The sequence below is a fragment of the Burkholderia anthinoferrum genome (assembly GCF_002925705.1).
Lineage (GTDB): Bacteria > Pseudomonadota > Gammaproteobacteria > Burkholderiales > Burkholderiaceae > Burkholderia > Burkholderia semiarida.
Window position 1 is genome coordinate 188,127 of the sequence record NZ_LFZP01000032.1, and the last position, 23,305, is coordinate 211,431.

Annotated in this window: 12 protein-coding genes; 1 reads left to right on the forward strand and 11 read right to left on the reverse strand. The window is 70.9% G+C overall.

All coding sequences use genetic code 11. From position 1 onward, the window contains the following. Position 1 precedes the first annotated feature (1 nt). Positions 2 to 9,685, reverse strand: a complete 9,684-nt coding sequence (locus tag C5F75_RS10260) for a non-ribosomal peptide synthetase (protein ID WP_104012250.1) — start codon at positions 9,683 to 9,685, stop codon at positions 2 to 4. A 271-nt stretch (positions 9,686 to 9,956) separates the two neighbouring features. Between C5F75_RS10260 and C5F75_RS10265 the strand changes: the two genes are divergently transcribed. Beyond that, a complete protein-coding gene (locus tag C5F75_RS10265; protein WP_104012156.1) occupies positions 9,957 to 11,702 on the forward strand; it encodes a cyclic peptide export ABC transporter in 1,746 nt (581 codons plus the stop codon). A gap of 195 nt (positions 11,703 to 11,897) precedes the next feature. Here C5F75_RS10265 and C5F75_RS10270 read toward each other — a convergent pair whose 3' ends face one another. The 10 genes from C5F75_RS10270 to C5F75_RS10315 all read right to left on the reverse strand — a co-directional run bounded on the left by C5F75_RS10270 (position 11,898) and on the right by C5F75_RS10315 (position 23,220). Then, positions 11,898 to 12,923, reverse strand: coding sequence for an ABC transporter substrate-binding protein (locus C5F75_RS10270; protein WP_104012251.1), 1,026 nt, complete (start codon positions 12,921 to 12,923; stop codon positions 11,898 to 11,900). Next, the gene (fhuF, locus tag C5F75_RS10275) at positions 12,920 to 13,726 is read right to left on the reverse strand and encodes a siderophore-iron reductase FhuF (protein ID WP_104012157.1); all 807 of its coding nucleotides are present in this window, start codon (positions 13,724 to 13,726) and stop codon (positions 12,920 to 12,922) included. The genes C5F75_RS10270 and fhuF overlap by 4 nt, the downstream gene beginning before the upstream one ends. Then, positions 13,723 to 15,813: a Fe(3+)-hydroxamate ABC transporter permease FhuB gene (gene fhuB, locus C5F75_RS10280; RefSeq protein ID WP_104012158.1), complete on the reverse strand. Its 2,091-nt coding sequence runs from the start codon at positions 15,811 to 15,813 to the stop codon at positions 13,723 to 13,725. The genes fhuF and fhuB overlap by 4 nt, the downstream gene beginning before the upstream one ends. Beyond that, positions 15,810 to 16,658 (reverse strand): ABC transporter ATP-binding protein, encoded by an 849-nt coding sequence (locus C5F75_RS10285; RefSeq protein WP_059584107.1) that lies wholly within the window; start codon positions 16,656 to 16,658, stop codon positions 15,810 to 15,812. The genes fhuB and C5F75_RS10285 overlap by 4 nt, the downstream gene beginning before the upstream one ends. Then, positions 16,658 to 17,665 carry a TauD/TfdA family dioxygenase gene (locus C5F75_RS10290; protein ID WP_059584109.1) on the reverse strand — a complete coding sequence of 336 codons (1,008 nt, stop codon included), beginning with the start codon at positions 17,663 to 17,665 and terminating at the stop codon, positions 16,658 to 16,660. The genes C5F75_RS10285 and C5F75_RS10290 overlap by 1 nt, the downstream gene beginning before the upstream one ends. Before the next feature lie 45 nt (positions 17,666 to 17,710). Continuing rightward, entirely contained in the window at positions 17,711 to 17,953 is a 243-nt protein-coding gene (locus C5F75_RS10295) for an MbtH family protein (RefSeq protein ID WP_006476052.1), read from the reverse strand. Positions 17,954 to 18,038: 85 nt separating this feature from the next. Next, positions 18,039 to 18,707 (reverse strand): RNA polymerase factor sigma-70, encoded by a 669-nt coding sequence (locus tag C5F75_RS10300; RefSeq protein ID WP_059584111.1) that lies wholly within the window; start codon positions 18,705 to 18,707, stop codon positions 18,039 to 18,041. 244 nt (positions 18,708 to 18,951) lie between these two features. Next, positions 18,952 to 19,974 (reverse strand): fimbrial protein, encoded by a 1,023-nt coding sequence (locus C5F75_RS10305; RefSeq protein ID WP_104012159.1) that lies wholly within the window; start codon positions 19,972 to 19,974, stop codon positions 18,952 to 18,954. Continuing rightward, complete coding sequence (locus C5F75_RS10310; RefSeq protein WP_099316629.1) at positions 19,971 to 20,717, reverse strand: fimbrial biogenesis chaperone; 747 nt, start codon at positions 20,715 to 20,717, stop codon at positions 19,971 to 19,973. Before C5F75_RS10310 ends, C5F75_RS10305 begins: the two co-directional genes overlap by 4 nt. 16 nt (positions 20,718 to 20,733) lie before the next feature. Then, positions 20,734 to 23,220 carry a fimbria/pilus outer membrane usher protein gene (locus C5F75_RS10315; RefSeq protein ID WP_456151267.1) on the reverse strand — a complete coding sequence of 829 codons (2,487 nt, stop codon included), beginning with the start codon at positions 23,218 to 23,220 and terminating at the stop codon, positions 20,734 to 20,736. Positions 23,221 to 23,305 lie beyond the last annotated feature (85 nt).

The window sequence follows — 23,305 nt, forward strand, 5'->3', positions numbered from 1 at the left end:
CTTATTGGGTTTCCAGTTCGCCGAGCAGCGCGTCGATCGCGCTCGCCGCATCGGTCTCGCCGCGCGCCGCGCAGGCCGCGTCGATCGCTTGCGCGCAGCGCGCGAGCGTGCGCGTGTCGAACAGCGTGCGCAGCGGCAGCGCGAGCCCCCAGTGCAGGTTCGCCTGCGCGTGAGCCTGCGTCGCGAGCAGCGAGTGGCCGCCGAGCAGGAAGAAATCGCCGTCGCGGCCGATCGCGTCCACGCGCAACACGCGCTGCCAAATCGCCGCGAGCGCGCGCTCGGTATCGGTCGCGAGTTCGACGGCTTCGGCCGCTTCGCGCACCGGCGCCGGCAGCGCATGGCGGTCGCACTTGCCGTTCGGCGTGACGGGCAATGCGTCGAGCTCGATCAACTGCGACGGCACCATGTACGCCGGCAGTTGCGCGCGCAGCGCGTCGAGCAGCGCCGCACGGTCGAGCGCGCCCGCGTCGCCGCGCGCGACATAGCCGATCAGTTGCTCGTCGCGCACGATCACGACCGCATCGTTCACGCCCGGCGCCGCGCGCAGCAGCGCCTCGATCTCGCCCGGCTCGATCCGCTGGCCGCGCAGCTTCACCTGCGTGTCGACCCGGCCGAGGTAGTCGAGCGCGCCGTCCGCGCGCCGGCGCGCGAGGTCGCCGGTGCGGTACATGCGCGCGCCCGGCACGAACGGATCGGGCACGAAGCGCTCGGCGGTCAGCGCCGGCCGGCCGAGATAGCCGCGCGCGAGGCCCGCGCCCGCGAGATACAGTTCGCCGGTCGCGCCGGCCGGCACCGGCTGCCACGCGGCATCGAGCACGTGCAGTTGCAGGTTCGCGATCGGATGGCCGATCGGCACCGCGACCGCTTGCGCGTCGTCGGGGCCGCAGGTCCAGTGCGACACGTCGATCGCGGCCTCGGTCGGCCCGTACAGGTTCACGAGCGTCGCGTTCGGCAACAGGCGCGCCATCTTCGCGACGAGTTCGGGCGCCAGCGCCTCCCCGCTCGCGACGATCAGACGCACGCTGTCGCATTGCGCGGCGGCCGAGAAATCGTCGAGATGCGCGGCGAACGCGGCGAGCATCGACGGCACGAAATGCAGCACCGTCACGCCGTGCGCGTGGATCGCCGCGGCCAGACGCGCCGGATCGCGGTGGTCGCCCGGCGCGGCGATCGCGAGCGTCGCGCCGATCGCGAGCGGCCACACGAATTCCCACACCGACACGTCGAAGCCGAACGGCGTCTTGTGCAGCACGACGTCGTCGCGCGTCAGCCGGTATGCGTGCTGCATCCACGCGATCCGGTTCGCGAGCGCGCCATGCGTGTTGCCGGCGCCCTTCGGCTTGCCGGTCGAGCCGGACGTGTAGATCAGGTACGCGAGCTGCGCGTCGTCGACCGCGGCGGTTTCGCCACCGATATCGCCGGCCTCGTCGGCCAGCAGGTCGGCGACCGTCAGCAGTCGCGTATCGGCGCCCTCGCCCAGCGCGGCCTCGACCTGCTCGCGCAGATGCGCCTGCGTGATCGCGACGGCCGGCCGCGCGTCGCGCAGCAGGTACGCAATGCGCTCGGCCGGATAGTCGGGATCGACCGGCAGGTACGCGGCGCCGGCCTTCAGCACGCCGACGAGCGCCATCACCATGTCGAACGAGCGCTCGACGCACAGCGCGACCGGCGTGTCCGGCCGCACGCCGCGCCGGCGCAGCGCGGCGGCGATGCGCGACGTGGCGGCGTCGAGTTCGCGATAGGTCGCGCGCTGCACGCGGCCTTGAGCGTCCGCGTATTCGAGCGCGATCGCGTCGGGCGTCGCCCGTGCCGCGTCGGCGAATTGCAGGTGTAGCGGCTGGCGTCGTTCGATCGGCCAGACATGTGCGGTGTCGTGCGCGCGGGCCAGCGCGTCGCGGGTCGCATCGTCGGCGATCGACAGCGTGCCGAGCAGCGCGTCGGGCGTACGGGCCAGCGCGTCGAGCGCGCAGGCGAACGCGCGATGCCAGGTCTCGACCTGACGTGCGTCGATGCGGGCGGTGTCGTAGCCGTAGTCGATCGTCAGTTCGGCGCCGCTTTCGATCACGAGCGTCAGTGCGAAATCGGTCGCTTCGATGCTGCGTACGTCGCTCAGCGCCAGCGCGCGCGGATCGGCAACACGCGCCGTGTCGTCCACCGGATAGTTCTCGAACACGACCAGCGTGTCGAACAGCGCGCCGCCCGACCCGCGCGCCCAGCGCTGGATGTCGGCAAGCGGCGTGTGCGCGTGTTCGGCGGCCGCCGCGTTCTCGCGTTGCAGCGTTTGCAGCCAGTCGGCCGCGCGTTGCTGCGGCGCCGGCGCGGTGATGACCGGCAGCGTGTTGATGAAGAGACCGAGCACCGAATCGACGTCCGCGAGCGCATCGGGACGGCCGGCGACGGTCGCGCCGAACGCGACGGCCGGCTGGTGCGTCATCCGCTGCAGCGCGAGCGCCCACGCGCCCTGCACCAGCGTGTTGACGGTCAGCTTCAGCGCGCGGGCCGTCTGCGCGACGCGCGCCGTCGTGTCGGCGTCGAGCGTCGCGCGCCACGTGGCCATCTCGGCCTCCGCGCGATCGGCCGTGCGTTCCGCGATCAGCGTCGGTGCGTCGAGGCGCGCGAGGCGTTCGGTCCAGAAGCGTTCGTCGGCGTCGCGCTCGCGCGTGCCGAGCCATGCGATGAAGTCGCGATAGCGCAGCGCCGGGCGGCTCGCGAACGGCGACACGGCATCCGGGTCGCGATAGTCGCGCAGCACGTCGGCGAGCAGCCGCGCGGTGCTCCAGCCGTCGAGCAGCACGTGGTGGCGCGTCCAGACGACGCGCCACGCGTCGTCCGTCACGCGGATCAGCGTGAGCCGCATCAGCGGCGGCTCGCGCCAGTCGAAGCCGCGCGTGCGGTCGGCCGCGAGCCATGCATCGAAATCGGCGTCGAGCGTGTCGCCGCGCGTACGCCAGTCGAGCTGCTCGACCGGCATGCGCGCGTGACGATGCACGCATTGCAGCGGCGCGGCTTCGTCCGGCATCACGCTCGTGCGCAGGATGTCGTGACGCGCGACGGACGCGTCGAACGCGGCCGCGAGCCGGTCGGCGTCCAGCGCGGTCGCGGTCGCGACGAGCTGGTTCACGTAGCTCGCGTGGCCGGGCGCGAACAGCGCATGGAACAGGATGCCCTGCTGCATCGGCGACAGCGGATACACGTCGTCGATCGCGCGCCAGTCGAGCGGTGCGCGTTCGATCGCGGCCTGCGTGAGGCCGGCGGCCTGCGCGAGCGGGAAATCGCCCGGCGTCGCGCCGGCGCCGCGATGCGCGATGCGTGAAGCGCATGCCTCGACGAGTTCGCGCAGCGCGGTTGCGAAGCGTGCGGCGAACGCGTCGATCGTCGCGCGTTCGAATTGCGGCGCACCGTAGACCCAGTGCACCTTCAGCGTGCGCGCGCCGTCGCCGTCCGTGTCGAGGTACGCATGGATCGCGAGCGTATTGCCGAGCGGCCCGTTCGGATCGCGCTCGACGCCGGTGCCGCCGAAACGCGGGACGAGCGTCGCATCGCGCGGCGCGTCGAACTGGCCGAGATAGTTGAACGTGACGCGCGGGCGCGGCACGGCGGCCAGCGCCGTGCGCGTGGCCGCATCGCCGTAGTGCGCGAGCACGCCGAAGCCGAGCCCCTTGTGTGGCACCGCGCGCAACGTATCCTTGACCGCGCACAGCGTGTCGCGGGCCGTTGCTGCGACCGGCAGCGTCACCGGGTAATGGCTCGTCAGCCAGCCGATCGTGCGGCTGGCGTCCGCGTCGTCGAACAGCGCTTCGCGGCCGTGCCCTTCGAGTTCGATCCGGCACGACGCGGCGCCGCGCGCGCCGGCCAGCGCCAATGCGAGCGCCGCACCGAGCAGTTCGATCGTCTGCGTGCGATAGGCCGCGTGCGCGTCGGTCAGCGCGGCGCGGGTCAATGCCGGGTCGATCGTCTGCACGACGACGGCCGCATCGGCGTTCGTCGCTACTGCGTCGGGGTGATCGGGCACGATGTCGTCGCCCTGCGCCATGCCAGCCCAATAGATGGTTTCGCCCGAGAACAGCGACGCCGGTTCCGTTGCCGCGCGGGCGAGCCGTGCCGCCCAGGCGTCCGCACGCAGGCCCGGCTGCGACAGGCGAACCGGCGTGCGTTCGCATGCCGCGCGGTAGGCGGTGTCGAGGTCGTCAAGCAGGATGCGCCACGACACGCCGTCGACGATCGCGTGGTGAATCGCCAGATAGAGTCGCGTCGAACCGTCCGGCAGCCGTGCCGCGCACGCGCATGCGAGCGGCCCGCGGCCGAGATCGAGACGGCGTTGCAGCGCGTCGAAGCGGGCCAGCGCGTCGGCGTCGTCGCGTGCGGCGACTTCGACGAACGGCAGCGCGTCGTACGGCTTCGCCGCGTCGCTCGCGTGCCACGTGCCGTCGGCGCCGCGTGCGAAGCGCTGGCGGAATGCGTCGTGATGGGTGAGCAACGCGTCGAAGGCGCGTGCGAATGCGTCTGCGTCGAACGCACCGCGCACGTCGAACGACACCGACTGGTTCCAGTGGCCGCGGTGCGGAATATCGAGCGCGAAGAAGCGTTGTTGCGCGGGCGTCAGGATCGGCGTGGCAGCCGGCGTGACAGCCGTGGTCGCTGCCGCCGCGCCCACAGGTTGAGCGGCGCCGGCCGCGTCGTCCGTTTTCGCGACGCGTGCGAGTTCGGCGACGGTCGGCCCGTCGAACAGTTGCTTCGGCGTGAAGCGCACGCCGCGCTTGCGCGCCCGGGCGATCACCTGCAACACGAGGATCGAATCGCCGCCGAGCTCGAAGAAATTGTCGTCGCGGCCGACCTTCGGCGCTTTCAGCACGGCCTGCCAGACGTCGGCAAGCACCGTCTCGACCGCACCCTGCGGCGCATCGCCCGGCGCGGCCGCGACCGGCACCGCCGCCCGTTCGCGCAATGCCGCGCGATCGATCTTGCCGTTCGCCGTCACCGGCAGGCGTGCGAGCGCGACGAACTGCGCGGGCACCATGTAGTCGGGCAGCGTCGCGGCGAGTGCTGCGCGCACCGCGGCTTCGTCGAACGCCGCGCCGTCGCGCATCACGACGAACGTCGCGAGCCGCAGGCGGCCATCGTGCTCGATCGCGAGCGTTTCGGCCTGCGCGATCGGGCCGGCCGCGCGCACGGCCGCGCTCACCTCGCTCGGCTCGACGCGGTAGCCGCGAATCTTCACCTGATCGTCGATGCGGCCCAGGAACGCAAGGCGGCCGTCCGCGCGCAACCGCACGCGGTCGCCCGTGCGATACAGCCGCGCGCCGGGCGTGAACGGATCGGGCACGAAGCGCTCGGCGGTTTGCGCGGGGCGCCCGAGGTAGCCGCGCGCGACGCCCGGCCCACCGAGGTACAGTTCGCCCGTCGCACCGGCCGGCACGCACGCGCCGAACGCGTCGAGCACCAGCGCGCGCGCATTCGGCAGCGGCAGCCCGAGCGGCACACCGCTCGCGGGATCGCGCGCGTCGGCGGCGATCGACGCCGTATCGCACACGATCGCGCCGACCGTCGCTTCGGTCGGCCCGTAATGGTTGATCACGCGGCAGGCCGGCGCGAGCGCGGCCAGCCGCGCGACGAGCGCCCACGTGAGCGTTTCGCCGCCCGTCACGAGCGCGTGGCGCGGCAGCACGTCGGCCGGCACGCGCGCGTCGAGCAGCGCTTGCAGATGGCTCGGCACGATCTTCAGCACGCCCACTTCACGGCGGCGCATTTCGTTGGCGAACAGGTCCGGATCGAATGCGCACGCGGCCGGCAGCAGGTGCAGCGTGCGGCCCGCGCACAATGCGCCGAACAGCGTCGTGTGGCCGAGATCGGCCGCGACCGTCGAGACCATCGCGAACGATGCGTCGGGCGCGAACGCGAGTTCGTCGAGCATCCCCTGCACGTAATCGGCCAGCGCGCCGTGCGAGACGACGACGCCCTTCGGCGTGCCGGTCGAGCCCGACGTATAGATCAGGTACGCACCCTGCTCCGGGTGCGGCGCGACGCGCACGCCGGCCGCATGGGCGAGCGTCGCGTCCTGCGCGAGCGCGTCGACGTCGAGCGGCTGCGCGTCGATGCCGGCCGGCCACGCGGCCGGCTGCGCGACGAGCGCCCAGCGCGCGCCGCAGTCGGCCGCGGCCGCGGCGAGGCGGGCGGCCGGCTGCGCGGGGTCGAGCAGCACGGCCAGCGCGCCGGCTTTCAGCGCACCGAGCAGGCCGACGACGAAACGCGCCGAACGCTCGATGCAGACGACGACCGCCGCTTCGGCGGTCACGCCGCGTTGCGCCAGCGCGCGTGCGATGCGGTTCGACGCGTCGTCGAGTTCGGCGAACGTCAGCGATGCCGATGCGTCGGAAAGCGCGACGCGATGCGGATACGCGGCCGCCTGCCGTGCGAACGCGGCGACGATGTCGGCATGTTCGACGCGCAGCGCACGGCCGTCGCGCGGCTGACGCGACGCAGCCGACGCATCGCACGGCAGCGCGGCCGTCGTGGCGTGCGGTTCATGCGCGGCGGACGCGACGAGCGCCGCATAGCTGTCGAGCCACGCGCGCGCGGTATCCGCATCGATGCAGTCGGTCGCATACGCCGCGACCAGCTCGATCCCGTTCGCGTCGTCGGTGAAATCCAGCGCGAAGTCGAAGCGCGCGGCGAGATCCGGCCCCGGCGTCGCGACCGCGATCGCGCCCGGCAGCACGCTGTCGTGCCGCGCGTCGAACTGCTGCGCGAACTTCACGCGCAGCCATTCGTCGCCGCGCTTGACGGGCGGCTTCACCGCATCGACGACGCGCTCGAACGGAACGTCCTGATGCGCGACCGCATCGAGCGCCGCGGTACGCGCCGCATCGACGAGCGCGCGGAACGGCAGCGTCGGCGCCACGCGCACGCGCAGCGCGACCGTATTCAGGAAAAGGCCCAGCAACGCACGCGTTTCGGGGCGCTGGCGATGCGCGACCGGCACCGCGACGACGACGTCCGTTTCGCCGGTCACGCGCGACAGCCATGCGTCGAGCGCGGCCAGCAGCACCGTGAAGACGGTTGCGTGCGCGTCGCGTGCGAGTTGCCGCACGTCGGCCGCGACCGCATCGGGCAGGCGCACCGACACGCGCGCGCCGTGCAACGTACGCACGGCGCCCGGCTGGCGATCGACCGGCAGCGCGAGCGGGCCCGGCACGTCGCGCAACGCGCCGCGCCAGTAGTCGAGCTGACGCTCGCCCTCGCCGCCGGCCAGCATGTCGCGCTGCCAGTCCGCGTAGTCGGCGTACTGGATCGGCAACGCAGGCAGCGACGGTTCGCGGCCTTCGGCATAGGCGCGATACGCAGCCGACAGTTCGTCGAACGCGCAGCGCGAGCTCCAGCCGTCGGTGATCGCGTGATGCGCGGTCAGCAGCAGCCGGTGACGGTCGTCGGCGAGCACGACGAGCGTCGCGCGCAGCAGCGGGCCGCGCGCGAGGTCGAACGGCGCGGCCGCGTCGCGCTCGGCGAGACGCGCGGCTTGCGCGTCGCGGGCGGCCGGCGGCCGGTCGCGCAGATCGACGGCGGCGATCGACACCGGCAGATGCGCATGAATCCGCTGCATCACGACGCCGTCGTCGTTGTCGACCAGCGTCGTGCGCCATGCTTCGTGACGGCCGATCACGTGATCGAGCGCGCGCTGCAGCGCGTCGCGGTCGAGCGCCCCGTCGATCGTCCAGTGCGCGGCGATGTGATACGCGGCGCTCGCGTCGCGCGTCTGCGCGAGCACCCAGAAGCGTTGCTGGGCAAGCGATGCCGCGCGATCGACGTATGGCGCGCCCGATACGGCCGCATCGGCCGGCGTGCGGCGCGCGGCAATCGTGGCCAGCGGTTCGCCGGTCTCGCGCTCCGCGCGATCGACTGTTTCGGCCAGTTCGGCAAGCGCCGGATCGGCGAACAGCGTGTCGAGCCGAAGGTTCACGCGGATGGCGGCACGGATCGCGGCCTGCAACTGCATCGCGGCGAGCGAATCGGCGCCGAGCGCGAAGAAGCGATCGGCGCGCGATGGCGTGACGTCGAGGCCCAGCAGCGTCTGCCAGAGGCCCGCGATCTGCTGTTCGGTCGGCGTGCGCGGCGCATCGCCCGCGGCTTGCGTCGTGTCGCGCGCGGTGGCAACCCGCTGGGCGGCAATCCGCTCGCGCAGCGCGGCACGGTCGAGCTTGCCGTTCAGCGTGTACGGCAGCGCATCGCAACGCACGAACCGGTGCGGCTGCCACGCGGCCGGCAATTGCGCGGCCACGTGCGCCTTCAATGCGGCATCGTCGGCCGCCGCGCGCAGCGCGACGCACGCGATCAGCCGCGTCGGCCCGCTGGCGGTTTCGGCCAGCACGGCCGCGTCGGCCACGGCCGGGTGCGAGCGCAGGCATGCGGCGATTTCCGCCGGCTCCACGCGCACGCCGCGCACCTGGACCTGATCGTCGAGGCGGCCGAGATAGTCGAACGCGCCGTCGTCGCGCAGCCGTGCGAGGTCACCGGTGCGATAGACGCGCGCGCCGGGCTCACCGTCCGCATCGGGAATGAAACGTTCGGCCGTGAGCGCCGGGCGACCGTGATAACCGCGAGCGACGCACACGCCGCCGAGCAGCAGTTCGCCCACCCCGTCGCCGTCGGCGCCGTCGATGCGCGCGACGCGCGGGCCGATCGCGCGGCCGATCGGCAGCGACGCATACGCGTCGTCGGCGGCCAGCACCGGCGTCTCGCCCGGCTCCACCGGCCACAGCATCGGCGAAATCACGGCTTCGGTCGGCCCGTAACCGTTGATCAGGCGCACGGCCGGGAACGTGCGGCGCACGAATTCGAATGCCTGCTGCGGCAGCGCTTCCCCGCCGAACGCGAGCACGCGCAAGGCCGGCGGCACGCCGTCGCGCGCGGCGACGGCTGCGAACTCGCGCAGGTACGCAGGCGGAAATGCGGCGACGTTGACCGCTTCGCGCACCATCAGCGCATGCGCGGCGTCCGGCGCGAACGGTTGCGGCGGCGCCACGACGATGCCGGCGCCGACCGCGAGCGGCGCGAGCCAGCATTCGTGCGCGGCGTCGAAGTTGACCGACGCGAAATGCAGCAGACGGTCGCCCGCCTCGATCGGCAGCGCGGCCGCGAGCGCGTCGCAGTGCGCGGCAAGCGGCCCGTGCTCGACGACCACCGCCTTCGGCGTGCCGGTCGAGCCCGACGTATAGATCATGTACGCGGCCGAACGCGGATGCACGGCCACGGCATCGTCGTCGAACGCGTGAACCTGCGCGACGCCCGACGCTTCGGCCGTCACGTCGAACGCGTGTTCGAACGGCGTGCCGAGCGCCGCGCGGCCGGCGGCGTCGACGATGCCGTGCCGCAGTTGCGCATCCTGCACGATCCAGTCGAGGCGCGCGGCCGGATGGCGCGGATCGAGCGGCACGAACACGCCGCCGGCCTTCAGCACGGCCAGCAGCGCGACGAACAGTTCGCCGGAACGCTCGACGCACACGCCGACCCGCACTTCGGCGCCGACGCCGGCCGCGCGCAGTTGCCGGGCGAGTTGCGATGCACGTGCGTCGAGCGCACCGCGCGACAGGCGCAGGTCGTTCTGGAAAGGCACCGCGATGGCGGGTGCGTCGGGCGCGAGGCGCGCCAGTTCGCGGATTCGGTGATGCAGCGCAGTCGGGAAACTCGTCATGTGCGTGAAGTCCTTCGGTCCGGCCGCTTCGGCCAAGTCTCGGGGCCGCGAGGGGCGGCTTCACTGGTGTGACGAACGACGCAGCCGATTTTTTACCGTTTTGCGCGCAAAGTGCGTGCGACCGCTTTTTTTGACGATGGGACTAAATATTTGCGCGGCCCGTTCGTCTATCAGGGAGGAAAGCCGCAACGGGGCTCGCCCCGCCCGCCGCTTTCGCGTCAGATTTGCCGTTTTCGCGTTATTGCCTGCCCTCCCTTTACCGACGTTGCCGATGACAGCCGCCCACGAGCCTTCTTCCCCGCCGTCCCTCGACGCTTCCCCCGGCCGCCCCGCGGCGCGCCTGATCCTCGCGCTGCTGCGCGAAAGCCGCGTGTCGCTCACGCTGGCGCTCACCGCGTGCGTGCTGAACGGCGTCGCGAGCGTGCTGCTCGTCGCGACGCTGAACCGCGCGCTGTCGCAACCGGGCGCCGCCGACGCGGCGCTGGCGTGGCGTTTCGCGCTGTGCGCGGTGATCGCGCTCGTCACGCGGATCGTGTCGGGTACGCTGTTCGCCCGCCTGTCCCAGGACACGATGGCGCGGCTGCGCGTGCATCTGGCGCGGCGCGTCGGCGCGGCCGAACTGCGCGACATCGAGCGCATCGGCGCGGCGCCCGTGCAGTCGGTGCTGACCGACGACGCGACCAACGTGTCGATGCTGTTCTTCGCGCTGCCGAACCTGGTCATGCACGGCTCGATCGTGTTCGGCTGCCTCGGCTATCTGGCGTGGCTGTCCTGGCCCGTGTGCCTGCTGGCGCTGGCCGCGATCATCGCCGGCTCGCTCGGCTATCACACCGGCGACCGCCGCGCGATCGCGGCGCTCGAAGCCGCCGGCCAGGCGCAGGACCGGCTGTTCGGCTATCTCGGCTCGCTGTTTTCCGGCGCGAAGGAGCTGAAGCTGCACGATGCACGCGCCCGCCAGTTCGTCGACGGCCAGCTCGGCGCCGCCATCGGCGAGGTGCGCGACCACCGCCGCCGCGCGTTCAGCGCGTATGCGGTCGGGGTCGGCTGGATCATCTTCCTGTTCTACGTGTTTCTCGGCGTCGCGTCGTTCTGGCCGCAGCTCGGCGTGCATGCCGACCCGGCCGCCGCCGCCGGCTACGTCGTCGTGTTCCTGTTCATGCTCGTGCCGCTCGACGGCCTGCTGAACAACTTGCCGACCGTCAACGCGGCGCGCGTGTCGCTCACGCGGATCGAAGGCGTGATGGCCGAATTCGGCGCGCTGCGCACGGTGCCGCCCGCGGCCGATGCGCCCGACGTACCGCCGGCCGGCGCCGTCACGCTGCGCGGCGTCACGCATGCGTATTTCCACGAACGCGACGAACGGATGTTCAGCATCGGGCCGATCGACCTGACGATCGAGCCGGGCGAGCTCGTGTTCATCGTCGGCGGCAACGGCAGCGGCAAGACGACGCTCGCGAAGGTGCTGACGGGGCTCTACGAGCCCGAGCAAGGCACGATCGAGGTCGACGGCCGCACGATCGGCTGGCGCGAGCGCGCGGCCTACCGGCAGCGCTTCAGCGCGGTGTTCAACGATTTTCACCTGTTCGATGCGCTGCTCGGCATCGTCGACCCCGACGACCCGTCGCGCGCGCAGGCCGATGCGCGGGCCAACGCGCTCGTCGCGAAACTCGCGCTCGACCACAAGGTGAAGGTCGTCGACGGCGCGTTCTCGACGCGCGCGCTGTCGACCGGGCAGCGCAAGCGGCTCGCGCTCGTCGTCGCGTATCTGGAGGATCGCCCGTTCTACCTGTTCGACGAATGGGCGGCCGACCAGGACCCGTCGTTCAAGGCCGTGTTCTACGAACAACTGCTGCCCGAGCTGCGTGCGCGCGGCAAGGCCGTGATCGTGATCACGCACGACGACCGCTACTTCGATCTCGCCGACCGTCTGCTGAAGCTCGACAACGGGCGCATCGTCAGCGATACGCAGCCGGCGCGCCTGCGTGCGCAGGATGGCGTCGATGCGCTGAGCGCGTAACCCGACACGACCGTCGACGAGAAAAATCGCCGGCACGCTGCATTCATTGGCAGTGTGTCGGCGATTGTCGTTTCAGCGGGGAACGTTGCTGACGCGCGGTGAAAAGGAAAGGTGGCAACCGCGCGTCGTGAGGTCGGTCGCAACGCCCTGCCCGTCAAACGCAGCATCGTCCGCGGCTCGACGCGCGCCGCGCGCTCAACGCACGGCCGGCAGCTTCAGCATCGTATCGGTCATCACGTCGGCCAGCTTCAGCGCCGACATCGGGCCGCCGAACCCCCAGATGTTGCGCTCGATCAGCGCGATCCGGTGCGCCTTCAGCGCGGGCACGAAACGCCACACCGGCGAATCGAGTTTCGCCGACAGTGGCACGTCCACCCCCGACGCGGTCACGAACAGCACGGCCAGGTCGCGCTGCCGCAGCAGATCGGCCGACGTCACGTACAGCGTGCCTTCCCGCGTCGGCTTCTTCGGCCACGGATCGAGCCCGAGCGCGCGCGCGAGGCCCGCCGACGTGCTGTTGCCCGTATAGGCCCAGTAACGGTCGGGCAGGCCGAGATCCTGCAGCAGCGCGACGCGCTCGCCGTGGCGGCCCGCGGCCGCGAGCCGCGCCGCATTGCGCGCGATGCCGGCATCGAGTTGCGCTTCGACCGCCTGCGCGCGCGCGTCGCGGCCCGTGACCGCACCGATCGTCCGGAAGATCTGGCGCATCCAGTCGAGCTGCGTGACGGGCACGCCGCCTTCGGACACGTTCGGGCTGAACTGGAACAGGATCGTCGGTGCGATCCGGTCGAGCGCATCGAAGATCGGCGCATGCCGGAAACCGACGCCGATGATCAGGTCCGGCTTGACCGCCGCGATCGCCTCGAGCCCCGGCTCCTGCCGCGAGCCGATGTCGGTCACGTGCGCGAGCTGCTCGCTGCGATAGCCGAGCCAGCCCGGGTAGAACGCGGTATCGGCCATCCCGACCGGCACGAGGTCGAGCGCGATCACGCTTTCCGCGAACATGAAGTCGAGCGCGACCACGCGCTGCGGCCGCACGGGCATCTTCGTGCTGGCCTGCGACACGACGGGATTGCCGGCCAGCGACACGGCGCCCTGTGTACCACGTGCATCGCCGGCGACGGAAGCCGCAGCGGCCGATGCGGAAAACGCGCCGCAGCATGCGGCGCCGAGTGCCGCCGCGAGCGTGCCGAGCGCGTGACGGCGGCCGGCGTGCGTCACCGGCACGCGTCCTGCTCGGCCAGCGCCGCGTCGTCCATCGTCAGTAGCAGGGGGCAGCTTCCACACAGTTGCGTTTCTCCAGGAATTTCGTAGCGCAGGCAGCACACGCGGCGCGCGCGAAACGGCGTCGGCAGCAGCGGCGAGCGCGGCACCGCATCGCGCACGGGCTGGCGCAGCGGATTCGGTTCGCCGCGCACGCAGGTCGAACCGAACAGCCAGTCCGCATCGCGGACGGGATCCACCGCGCACGGCAGCGAACGATACGTATCGAGCAGATAATCGAGCAGATTGCCCGCGTTGCTCCACAGCACGCGCGGCGTGACGCGGCCCATCGCCGCGAGCCGCTCGATCACCGCGCCGAGATGCGCGATGAGCCCCGCATAGCGCGGCTCCGGTTCGTCGCACGGCGCGCCGAGCGCATCGTTCGCGAAATACAGCGCGGCCGGCATCCCGTCGTCGAGCGCGACGAACGTGCGCTCGGGCGTCATGTCGAGCGGCCGGCCGAGCGTCAGCGCGGCGACGACGCCGGCCGGCGCCGCGCGGCCGAAATAGTATTTGCTCCATTGCGACATCAGCGCGCGCGCATGCTGCGCGGGATCACCGCCGTAATGGTCGACCATCGCGGCGAGCACGGCGTCGCGATGCGCGGGCAATTCGGCGACGGGCACGACGATACGGCCCGGCGCATGCACGTGTGCATCGTCGGGCATGCCGAGCCAGACGACGTCGAGATGTTCGGCGAACGGTTGCGGCGCGAACACCGAAAAGCGCGTGGCGCGCGCACCGTCGAGCGCGGGCGTCATCGCCCCGCGCGCCGGGCGCGGCGCCCCTCGAGAATCAGCAGCCCGAGCAGGTACGGCGCGCCGATCAGCGCGGTCAGCACGCCGGCCGGCACTTCGCGCGGCGCGACGACCGTGCGCGCCGCGAGATCCGCGACGCCGAGGATCAGCGCACCGCACGCCGCCGCGAGCCACAGCCGTGTGCGATGCCGGCGCGCGCCGAGCATCGTCGCGACGTGCGGCGCCATCAGCCCGATGAAGCCGACCGGCCCGACCGCCGCGACGGCCGCGCACGCGGCGAGCGTCGCGATCGTCAGCGCGAGCGGCCGCAGCGCGGCCACCGGCAGGCCGAGCGCGGCCGCCTGATCGTCGCCGAGCGCGAGCATGTCGAGCGGCTTCGCGAGCCACGCGAACACCGGCACCGCGAGCACGCACCACGGCAGCAGCATCGACACCTCGCCCCAACTGCGGCCATACGTGCCGCCGACGAGCCACACGACGAAGCGCGCGGGCTGCACGCTTTCCTGCGTGATCAGCCATTGCGCGAGCGTGGTCCACAATGCGCCGATCACGATGCCGGTCAGCGCAACCGCGAGCGGCGCGTAGCGATGCCGGTGATTCAGCGCGAGCGTAATCGCGAGCGACAGCCCGCCGCCGACCAGCGCGGCGGCGGCAAGCGTCACATGGCCCATCAGCGGCCACGTCGACAGCGCGAACAGCGTGACGAGCCCCGCGCCCTGCGTGACGCCGAGCACTTCGGGGCCCGCGAGCGGATTGCGTACGACGCTCTGCATCGCGACGCCGCTGACGGCCAGCAACGCGCCGGCGAGCAGCGCGCACAGCAGGCGCGGCATGCGCAGGTCGATCAGCATGCGCGCGAGCGCATCGTGACCGGACAGCGCGGCCGACCAGCGCGCGGGCGACAGCCACTCGGGGCCGGCCGACACGCCGACGAAGACCGCCAGTACGCCCGCCACGACGAACAGCGCGGTGCGCAGCGGCCAGCCGAGCCGTTCGAGCCAGCCGACGAGCCGCGTCGCGCCGCCGCCCGCCGCGCGTTCGGCATCCGCGTGCAGCACGCCCGACCACGCGGCGCCGCGCCGGATCATCGCGAGCATCAGCGGCGTGCCGACCAGCGCGATCGCGACGCCGGTCGACAGCGTTGCGTCGAGGCCCGACGCGAGCACCGCGCTGTCGGTGACGAGCACGAGCGCGCCGCCGGCGAGCGCCGACAGCGGCACCAGCACGCCGAGCCGCGCCGCACGCGCGCCGCGGACCTGGCGCAGCAGATTCGGCGCGACGAGGCCGACGTACGACAGCGGGCCCGCGATGCTGACGGCCACGCTCGTGAACGCGACCGCGACGATCGTCGCGGCGAGCCGCGTCGCATCGACGCGCACGCCGGCCGCGGCCGCCGCGTCGTCGCCGAGCGTGAGCGGATTCAGCGGCCGGATCACGAACGGCAGCGCGGCGAGCGGCACGACGAGCCAGCGCGCGGCGAGCGCGAGGCCCGTCGCGCCCGGCTGGTACAGGCTGCCGTTGGTCCACAGCGCGGCGCCCGCGATGTTCTGCTCGAAGAACGCAAGCACGAGCGTCGACAGCGCGGCAAACAGCAGCATGCACACGCTGCCCGCGAGCACGAGCCGCAACGGCGTCGCGCGCCAGCCGCCCGCCGCGACGATTGCGCACGCGGCGGCAGCGAGCCCGCAGACGAACAGCAGCGGCACCGACGCGACACCGGCCAACGCCGGCACCAGCATCGCCGCGAGCAGGCCGAGCTGGGCGCCGCCCGTCACGCCGAGCAGGTCGGGCGACGCGAGCGGATTGCGCGTGAGCGATTGAAACAACGCGCCGGCGATGCCGAGGCAGCCGCCCGCGACGAGCGCGGCCGCGACGCGCGGCAGATTCAGGTCGAACAGGAACACGTGCGCGAGCGCGGCGGCATCGCTGCCGGGCGCCGCGTCCCACCACACGCGCAGATCGGGGGCGATCCGTAGCGCGGCGAGCAGCGCGATCAGCACGACGAGGCCGAGCGCAATCGCGCCGGCCCGCCCTGCGGTCGCCCGCTTGCCCGTCGCCGCGAGGCGCTTGCGCATCGCGAACGTCGTCATACCGCGAGATCCCGGTCGAAAACGCCGGCCGCCTGCGGCGCGCCGTCGGTCGACGGCCCGTAGGCCGGCACGCACATCGGCGCGCCCGTCTGCGGATGCGCGAGCTTCAGCATCTCGACGCCGAACGCCGCACGCAGCCGCGCCGGATCGAGCATCGCGTCGGGTGTGCCCTGCGCGACGAGGCGACCCGCGCGCATCAGCACGATCTCGTCGCTGTACGCGGCCGCCTGGTTCAGGTCGTGCAGCACCCACACGATCGTCAGCCCGCGCGCGCGGTTCAGCGCACGCAGCGCATCGAGGATGTCGAGCTGGTGATGGATGTCGAGGTAGGTCGTCGGTTCGTCGAGCAGCACGATCGGCGCCTGCTGCGCGAGCGCCATCGCGATCCACGCGCGCTGGCGTTCGCCGCCCGACAGCGCGCCGACGTCGCGCTCCGCGTCGCCCGCGAGGCCGCTCGTGTCGAGCGCCTCGTCGATCGCCGCATGATCGGCCCGCGACAGGCCGCGCAGGAAGCCGCCGTACGCATAGCGCCCGTACGCGACGAGCTCGCGCACCGTGAGGCCCGACGGAATCTGGTTGAACTGCGCGAGCATCGTCAGCTCGCGCGCGAGCGCGCGGCGGCGAAACGACGCGAGCGGCCGGCCGTTCACTTCGACATGGCCGGCACGCGCGGGCTGCAGGCCCGCCAGCGTGCGCAGCAGCGTGCTCTTGCCGCAGCCGTTCGGTCCGCACAGCGCGGTTACGCGGCCGGCCGCGATCGACAGGTCCAGCCCGTCGATCACGACATGGTCGCGATATCCCACCGACAGCCCGCGCGCGGCAAGCGCGGCGGTACTACGCGTCATCAATCCTCCGTTCGGTCGCGCGGGACCGTATAACTCTGCGCCATCGCGACGACGACCTTGCGCGGCCCCTCGAACGGGTCGCGCGCATGCGCGGTCAGCATGTTGTCGAGCATCAGCACGTCGCCGGTGCGCCACGGGAACACGATGCGCTGCTGGTCGAGCACGCCGCGGATCTGCGCGAGCACGTCGGCCTCGAGCGGTTCGCCGTCGCCGTAATACACGTTGCGCGGCACGTTCTCCAGCCCGACCGCGTCGACGAGCGCTTCCTGCATGTCGTCGTCGAGCGCCGACAGGTGAAACAGGTTCGCCTGGTTGAACCATACGCGATCGCCCGTGCGCGGATGACGCGCGACGGCCTGACAGCGTTCGCGTGTGCGCAGCAGCAATTCGCCGTCGTCGTCGGTGCGCCATGCGCATTCGATCCCGCGCGCCGCGCACATCCGCTCGACCTCGGCCGGCTCGTCGGTGCCGAACGACTGCTGCCACGGCAGGTCGAGGCCCTGCCCGAAATTGCGCACGTACAGCAGCTCGCGCTTCTCGAAGCGCGCGACGAGCGCGGGATCGAGCGCGCGATACACGGCGCGGCTGTCCGCGATCGGCGTCGCCCCGCCCTTCGGCGCGGCGAGCGCGCAGTGGAACCAGATGCGCAGCGGCCATTCGCGCGTGTACGACTGCTCGTTGTGCAGCGGAATCGCGCGGTGCGGCGGGTATTCGGTCGACGTGTAGACCGCGCCCTCGACCTGGCTGCGCGGCGTCGACGCGTATTCATAGCCGATCAGCGGATCGCCGAACGAGGCCGCGAATTGCTGGAATGCGTCGATCGACGGCACGCGAAAGCCCGTGAACAGCACGCCGCCCGCCCTCTCGAGCGTGTCGGCCGCGATCTCGCGCGCGAGCGGCGCGACCTCGTCGATCGACATCCCGTCGTTGCCGCGCGGCGACACGACGGTGGGCAGTCCCGGCTCGATACGCAGGTCGTCGAGCGTCGGCAACGAAAGCAGGGTCATGCAACGTCCTCTTCAGGTGGCGCGCCGCGCATGCGGCGCAACGGGTCACGACGCGCGCGTCGCGCGCTCGCCGTCCATCGCGCGGCGCAGGCTCGCGGGGCGCATGTCGGTCCAGACGGTCTCGATGTGCGCGAGACAGTCAGCCTTCGGGCCGCTCACGCCCACTTCGCGCCAGCCGGCCGGCACGGGCCGGAACGTCGGCCAGATCGAATACTGTTCTTCGTCGTTGATGACGACCGTATAGACGAGATCGTCGGTGTCGGCGGAAGGCGTCGGGGCTTGCGTCATGATCGGAAATCGCTGGGCGGTTGAAGGAGGCGGAGCGGCGAATTGGGCCGCTCCTGTCTGATAGACGGTTGGCCGGCGCGTTTTTTTACCGCCGCCGCGCGCGGCCGCCCAGGAACACCGGGCAGGCGACGCCGCGATGGCACGCGTCAAGGCATTCCGCGCAGTGGCGCTCCGCGTCGCGCACCATGAAATGCACGAGCGTCTGCGACACGTTCAGCGCGCGCGCCGCGGTCTGCAGCGTCTCCTCGCGCAGCCGCACCATCTCGAATGCGGCCCGGCTGCGCGCCGGCAGGTCGTCGAGCGCGGCCCACACGCGCCGCAGCGTGTCGCGCGTCATCAGCGCGGCTTCCGGCGTCGGCTCGGGCGACGGCACGTCGAAGCCGTCGTCCTCTTCCGTGTGATAGATGTTTTCGAGGCTTTGCCGACGGCACGCGTCGATCGACGCATTGCGCACCATCCGCGTCACGTACGCGACCGGCTGACGCACCGCGTCCTGGTTCGGGAATTCGACGAGCTTCACGAACACGTCGTGCACGACGTCCTCCGCGCGGCTCGCGCAGCCGACGAAGCCGCGCGCGACGTTGACGAGCATCGCGCGATGCGAGATCAGCACGTCGAGCAGCGCGCCCTGCGCACGGGGCTCGGCCGCCCGGCGCGCACGCGGCGCGGCGCGCGGCGGCAGGTCCGGATAACTGCCGAGGAACGGGTTCGCCGCTGCCGCCGCCGGTCGGTCGAGCACTTCCGCCATCGCCATCGATCTGCTCCGTCAAATTCCGAGATAGCGCAATTTAACGTAAACGCAAATCATTCTCAATCCGATTACAGGATGACCCTTCCGGTTGTCGGGATTTGTCTGAACAATCGACGGAATCCATGTTTTGACGGATGGGACGCATCCGGCCGCACCATCTGGCGGCGAGTTTGAAAAAACGCCGACACGCCGCCGTTTCCCTTGATCCGCGTGCCGCCGCTTCGGCCGTGCCCGCCGCCGTCCGCCGTCAGTAGATAAACAACCGAATCGTCGCCGTCGCGTCGAATCGTCCGATCTTCGGCGGACCGAACGACTTCAGCACCGCGTCCATCAACACGCTCTGATTCATCACGTTGGACGCGAACTGAGCCAGCGTGAACTGCTGGTTGAACGGAATGGCCCTGCCCTGGCTGTCCTCGATGCCGATCCCGAAATTGCTGTCCTTCGCCGGCACCAGCAAACCGTTCTGGACCGGAAAACTCGTTTCGAAATACCCGTCCACCCGCACCGCGACGTTGCACTTCTTGGTCAACGACAACGAGAACCGCTTGCGCGGCACCGCCGGCAGGAAGCCGCTACCCGCCGCCTGCACCTGTCCGAAATTGACGATGCCCGGTTCGGGCGTCACGAGCACGTCGACGAAGCACGGCGTCGGCTTGAGGTTGCGCAGGCCGCTCAGGCGGTACTGGAAGCTCGTGCCGAACGCATTCAGTCCGAACTCGCCGTCGAACTGGAACACCGTATAGATATCGCTCGGCGGCTGGATCCAGTTGCCCTTCTTGCGCACGACGACCTGGTAGTCGATGCTGATGTTCGTGCGCTGGCAACGGCCCCGATCGAAGTCGTACCGGCTGCACGGCGGCACCGCATACCCGGTAAACACCCCGCCGCCGCGATTGCTGGTCTTGTCGAAATAATCGACGCCCTTGTAGCGGATGCCGATCTCGAGCCCCCATGCGGCAGGGTCCGTGCGATTCGGATTCGCGTAGAAGTAAATGTTGTCGACGACCTTCAGGCTGCCGGCGTCACCCAGATCCTTGTAGCAATACCCCGACGTCGTGCGCACCGGCGACACCCAGATCACATAGCCGTCCGGCGCATCGGTCGGGTACGACGCCACGCCGCCGATCGGCTCGGTCAACGAAGTCGCGCCGCTGTTGGTCAGGCAGCGCAGCGCCCACGCCGGCTGCACCGCCGCGACCAGCAGCGCGAGGACGACCCAGCGCAACCATGCCGCCGGCGACACCCGTTGACGCATGCCCCCGCTCATCGCTTCACGCTCTTGCACACACCCGCGTCGCACGCATATTCGACCGCCACCTGGCCACCGTAATCGTCGATATGCGTGACGAACAGCGTCGACGGCGTCGCCGCCTTGAACGGCACGTCGGCCGTGCTCATCGGGCTCACCATCACCGGGTCGATCGGCACCGGCGTCTTCTGCGCGCCCGCGCTCACGTCGACGACCGTCACGTGGTACGGCGTCGGGTTGTCGAACACCAGCCTGTGCGCGGCCGCGTCGACGCGCAGCGTCATCGGCAGCGTCCAGTCCTCGTCGCGGGCGGGCTGCACGGCCTTCGGCCGGTAGAACAGCTTCATCTGCGTATGCAGCGCGATCTGCAGCGTGTTCGGCGTGTCGGTCTTCGGCGGCACTTCGCGGATGTTCAGATAGAACACCGTTTCGCGATCGGCCGGCAGCTCGGCGCCCGGCAGCTTCGCGATTCGCAGCACGTTGCGCTCGTTCGCCTCGATGCGCTGCAGCGGCGGCACGACCATCAGCGGCGACGTGACCCTGTTGCCCTTCGCGTCCTCCAGCCACGACTGCACGAGATACGGATACGTCGTGCTCTTGTTGGTGATCGTCACGATCGCGGCCTGTTCGCCTTCGTTGAAGATCACGCGCGTGCGATCGGGCACGATCGCCGCATGGGCGGCGCCCGCGAGCAGCGCGCCGGCGGTCGCGAGCGCGCACAGCGCGCGCCGCGGGAAAGAAAGGGCAAAGGAATTGTTCATCGCTGGATCCGTGAAATCATCGTTCGACGCGCGCGGCCGCCGCATGCGACTCGCCGGACGTCCGGCACGTCACCGGAATCGGCGTGCCTTCGAGTTGGAGCTGGCTCGGCAGTGCGTCGATCGTGCAGAGCGTCCGTTCGCCCGCCCGCACCGCCAGCGTGGATTTCGGCTGAACCTGGGTCAGGAACGCCGCACCGCCCTCGCCGACGATGCCGAGTTCCTTGCCGTTCGCCGCGTCCTGCACCGACGCGCCGAACGGCAGCGGCTTGCCGGCCGGGTCGGTCAGCGTCAGGTACAGATTGCTGCCGCGCGCGGTGGAGAATTCGACGAAGCCGATCGCGCCGTCGGTCAGCACCATGCGCTGGATCGGGTTCGTCACCTGCACTTCGAGCGGCAGCTTCTCGACGTTGACGGTCGCGTCGTACACGTTGTACGGCGAGATGCCGTCGAGCACCGCGTAGCCGCGCGAATCGGTATGCGCAAGCGTGCCCGACAGCGGCACGTCGGGCACGCCGTCGGTCGACACCAGCAGCCGCGTATCGCCCGCATTGCCGTTCGCGTGCGCGGACACGCCGTACTGCGTCGCGACGAACGAGCCGTCGACCTCGAGCGACGCGGCCGCATACGCATTGGCGAGCGTCGATGCCTGCGCGGTGAGCTGGTACGCCGACGTGCGCTGGCGGAAGCTCGCGTTCGCCGATGCACGCCCGTCGGTCTCGCCCGCATTGACCTGATACGTGCGGCCGGCCGGATCGTCGTAGATGTAGCCGGCGTTCACGCTGGTGCTGCCGCTGCCCGTCGTCAGGTTCGACGTGACGGTGTGGCGGCCGCCGATCGGCAGCGTCGCGGTGACCGAGAACTGATTGCCGCTCGCGCCCGCGCTCTGCGTGCGAAATGCCGACACGCTGACGTTCAGGTTGCGCAGCGTGCCGATCGAGAACGCACGCGTGAGCGTCAGGCCGACCCGCTGCTCGGATGCGCGCGCCCAGTAGGTCGTCTGGTCGTACGAGAAATAGGTCGACGTGTCGCCGAAGCGCTTCGACAGCGTCGCCGAATAGCGCTGCTTGCTGTTGGCGAGGCCGTACGCGGTCGGATCGCCCGAGAATTGCGCGAAGTTCGTGTACTCGCGCTCGGAGAAGCGGTAGCCGAAAAAGCGCACGTCGGCATCGAGCCCGTCGAAGTGCTTCGAATAGTTGACGCGATACGAGTTGCCGTTGCGTGTCGCGCCGTTCCACCACAGGCGCGCCCGAGCATGCGTGACGTCGGCCGACACCGCGCCGAACGCGCCGAAATCGCGGCCGACGCCGAGCGCGACCGACGTGTAGCCCGACGCGGCGATGAAACCGCCATAGGCGGTGATGTCGAACGGCAGCCCGTACGCGATCTCGCCGAAGCCGAAGAACGGCGCGATGCCGGCGCCGCCGAACAGGCGCGGCTTGCCGACCGCGGCCTTGTAGCGCAACTGCCCGGTGCGCGCGAGGAACGGCACGGCGGCCGTCGTCACCTGGAAGCGCTGCACGCTGCCGTCCTCTTCCTCGACCGCCACGTCGAGCGTGCCCTGCACGCTCGTATTGATGTTCTGCAGCGCGAACGCGCCCGGCGACACGCGCGTCACGTACAGCACGCGGCCGGCCTGCGACACCGTCACGGTCGCGTTGGTGCGCGCGACGCCCGAGATCAGCGGCGCATAGCCGCGCAGCGACGGCGGCAGCATGCGGTCGTCGCTGCGGATCGACGCACCCGTCAGCGCGAACGTGTCGAAAATGTCGGAGCTCAGGTAGTCGTCGCCGAACGTCACCGTCGATTCGATCGACGGCAGCGCGCGAAAGGCATACAGCCGGCTGAAGCGGAACGTGCGGTCCGCGTACGCGGTATTCCCTACGTTCGATTGCGCCTGGTAGTCGCCGCGAAAGCGCCACGCATCCCAGTTCGCGCCGACCGTCCCGTACGCCTGGATCGAATTCGTCTGGCCGCCGCCCGAGCCGAAGTTGCGGTTCGTGTTCGCGATCACGCGATAGTCGAGCATCGCACCCGGAATGCCTTCGGACCAGCGCGCCGGCGGCAGGTAGGTCGAATCGGTGAACTCGAGCGCCGCCTGCGGAATCGTGATCTTGAGCCGCCCGTCGCTTTTCAGGTAACGCACGGTCGCGCCCTCGATCGCGCCGAGGTCGACGCAACGCCCACCCTGGAAGCGCGGCAGATCCTTCACGAGCGACGGCTTCAGCCCGAACTGCGCGACGAGCTCCGGCCGCAGGCACGGCTTGCCCGCGCCTGATGCGTCGAGCGCGATGAACTCGATCGATTGCAGCCCGTAGAACAGGTCGTTGACCTGCACGTCGAGCATGTATTCGCCCGGCAACGTGAAGTCGGGCTGCGAGAACTGCGACAGGTCGACGTTGTTCGTACCGCCGATGTCGAGGAACGACGAATTGAATTCCGTCGCCTGGCTCTGGCTGCCGACGACCAGCACGGAGACGCAAAGGAAGGAATGTCTGATTCGCACGCGGCGCTACCGGGAGTCCAGGGAGAAGGAAAACGGGGGAAAGATGACGGAGGAAGGGATGCACGCCTCCCTCCTCCGGTACGGA

Bases quoted from the DNA above. Each gene is read 5' to 3' on its own strand.
- C5F75_RS10300 (WP_059584111.1), bottom strand. From the start codon at position 18,707: ATGGCGATGGCGGAAGTGCTCGACCGACCGGCGGCGGCAGCGGCGAAC.
- C5F75_RS10310 (WP_099316629.1), bottom strand. From the start codon at position 20,717: ATGAACAATTCCTTTGCCCTTTCTTTCCCGCGGCGCGCGCTGTGCGCG.
- fhuF (WP_104012157.1), bottom strand. From the start codon at position 13,726: ATGACGCCCGCGCTCGACGGTGCGCGCGCCACGCGCTTTTCGGTGTTC.
- fhuB (WP_104012158.1), bottom strand. From the start codon at position 15,813: ATGACGACGTTCGCGATGCGCAAGCGCCTCGCGGCGACGGGCAAGCGG.
- C5F75_RS10265 (WP_104012156.1), top strand. From the start codon at position 9,957: ATGACAGCCGCCCACGAGCCTTCTTCCCCGCCGTCCCTCGACGCTTCC.
- C5F75_RS10305 (WP_104012159.1), bottom strand. From the start codon at position 19,974: ATGAGCGGGGGCATGCGTCAACGGGTGTCGCCGGCGGCATGGTTGCGC.
- C5F75_RS10260 (WP_104012250.1), bottom strand. From the start codon at position 9,685: ATGACGAGTTTCCCGACTGCGCTGCATCACCGAATCCGCGAACTGGCG.
- C5F75_RS10285 (WP_059584107.1), bottom strand. From the start codon at position 16,658: ATGACGCGTAGTACCGCCGCGCTTGCCGCGCGCGGGCTGTCGGTGGGA.
- C5F75_RS10290 (WP_059584109.1), bottom strand. From the start codon at position 17,665: ATGACCCTGCTTTCGTTGCCGACGCTCGACGACCTGCGTATCGAGCCG.
- C5F75_RS10295 (WP_006476052.1), bottom strand. From the start codon at position 17,953: ATGACGCAAGCCCCGACGCCTTCCGCCGACACCGACGATCTCGTCTAT.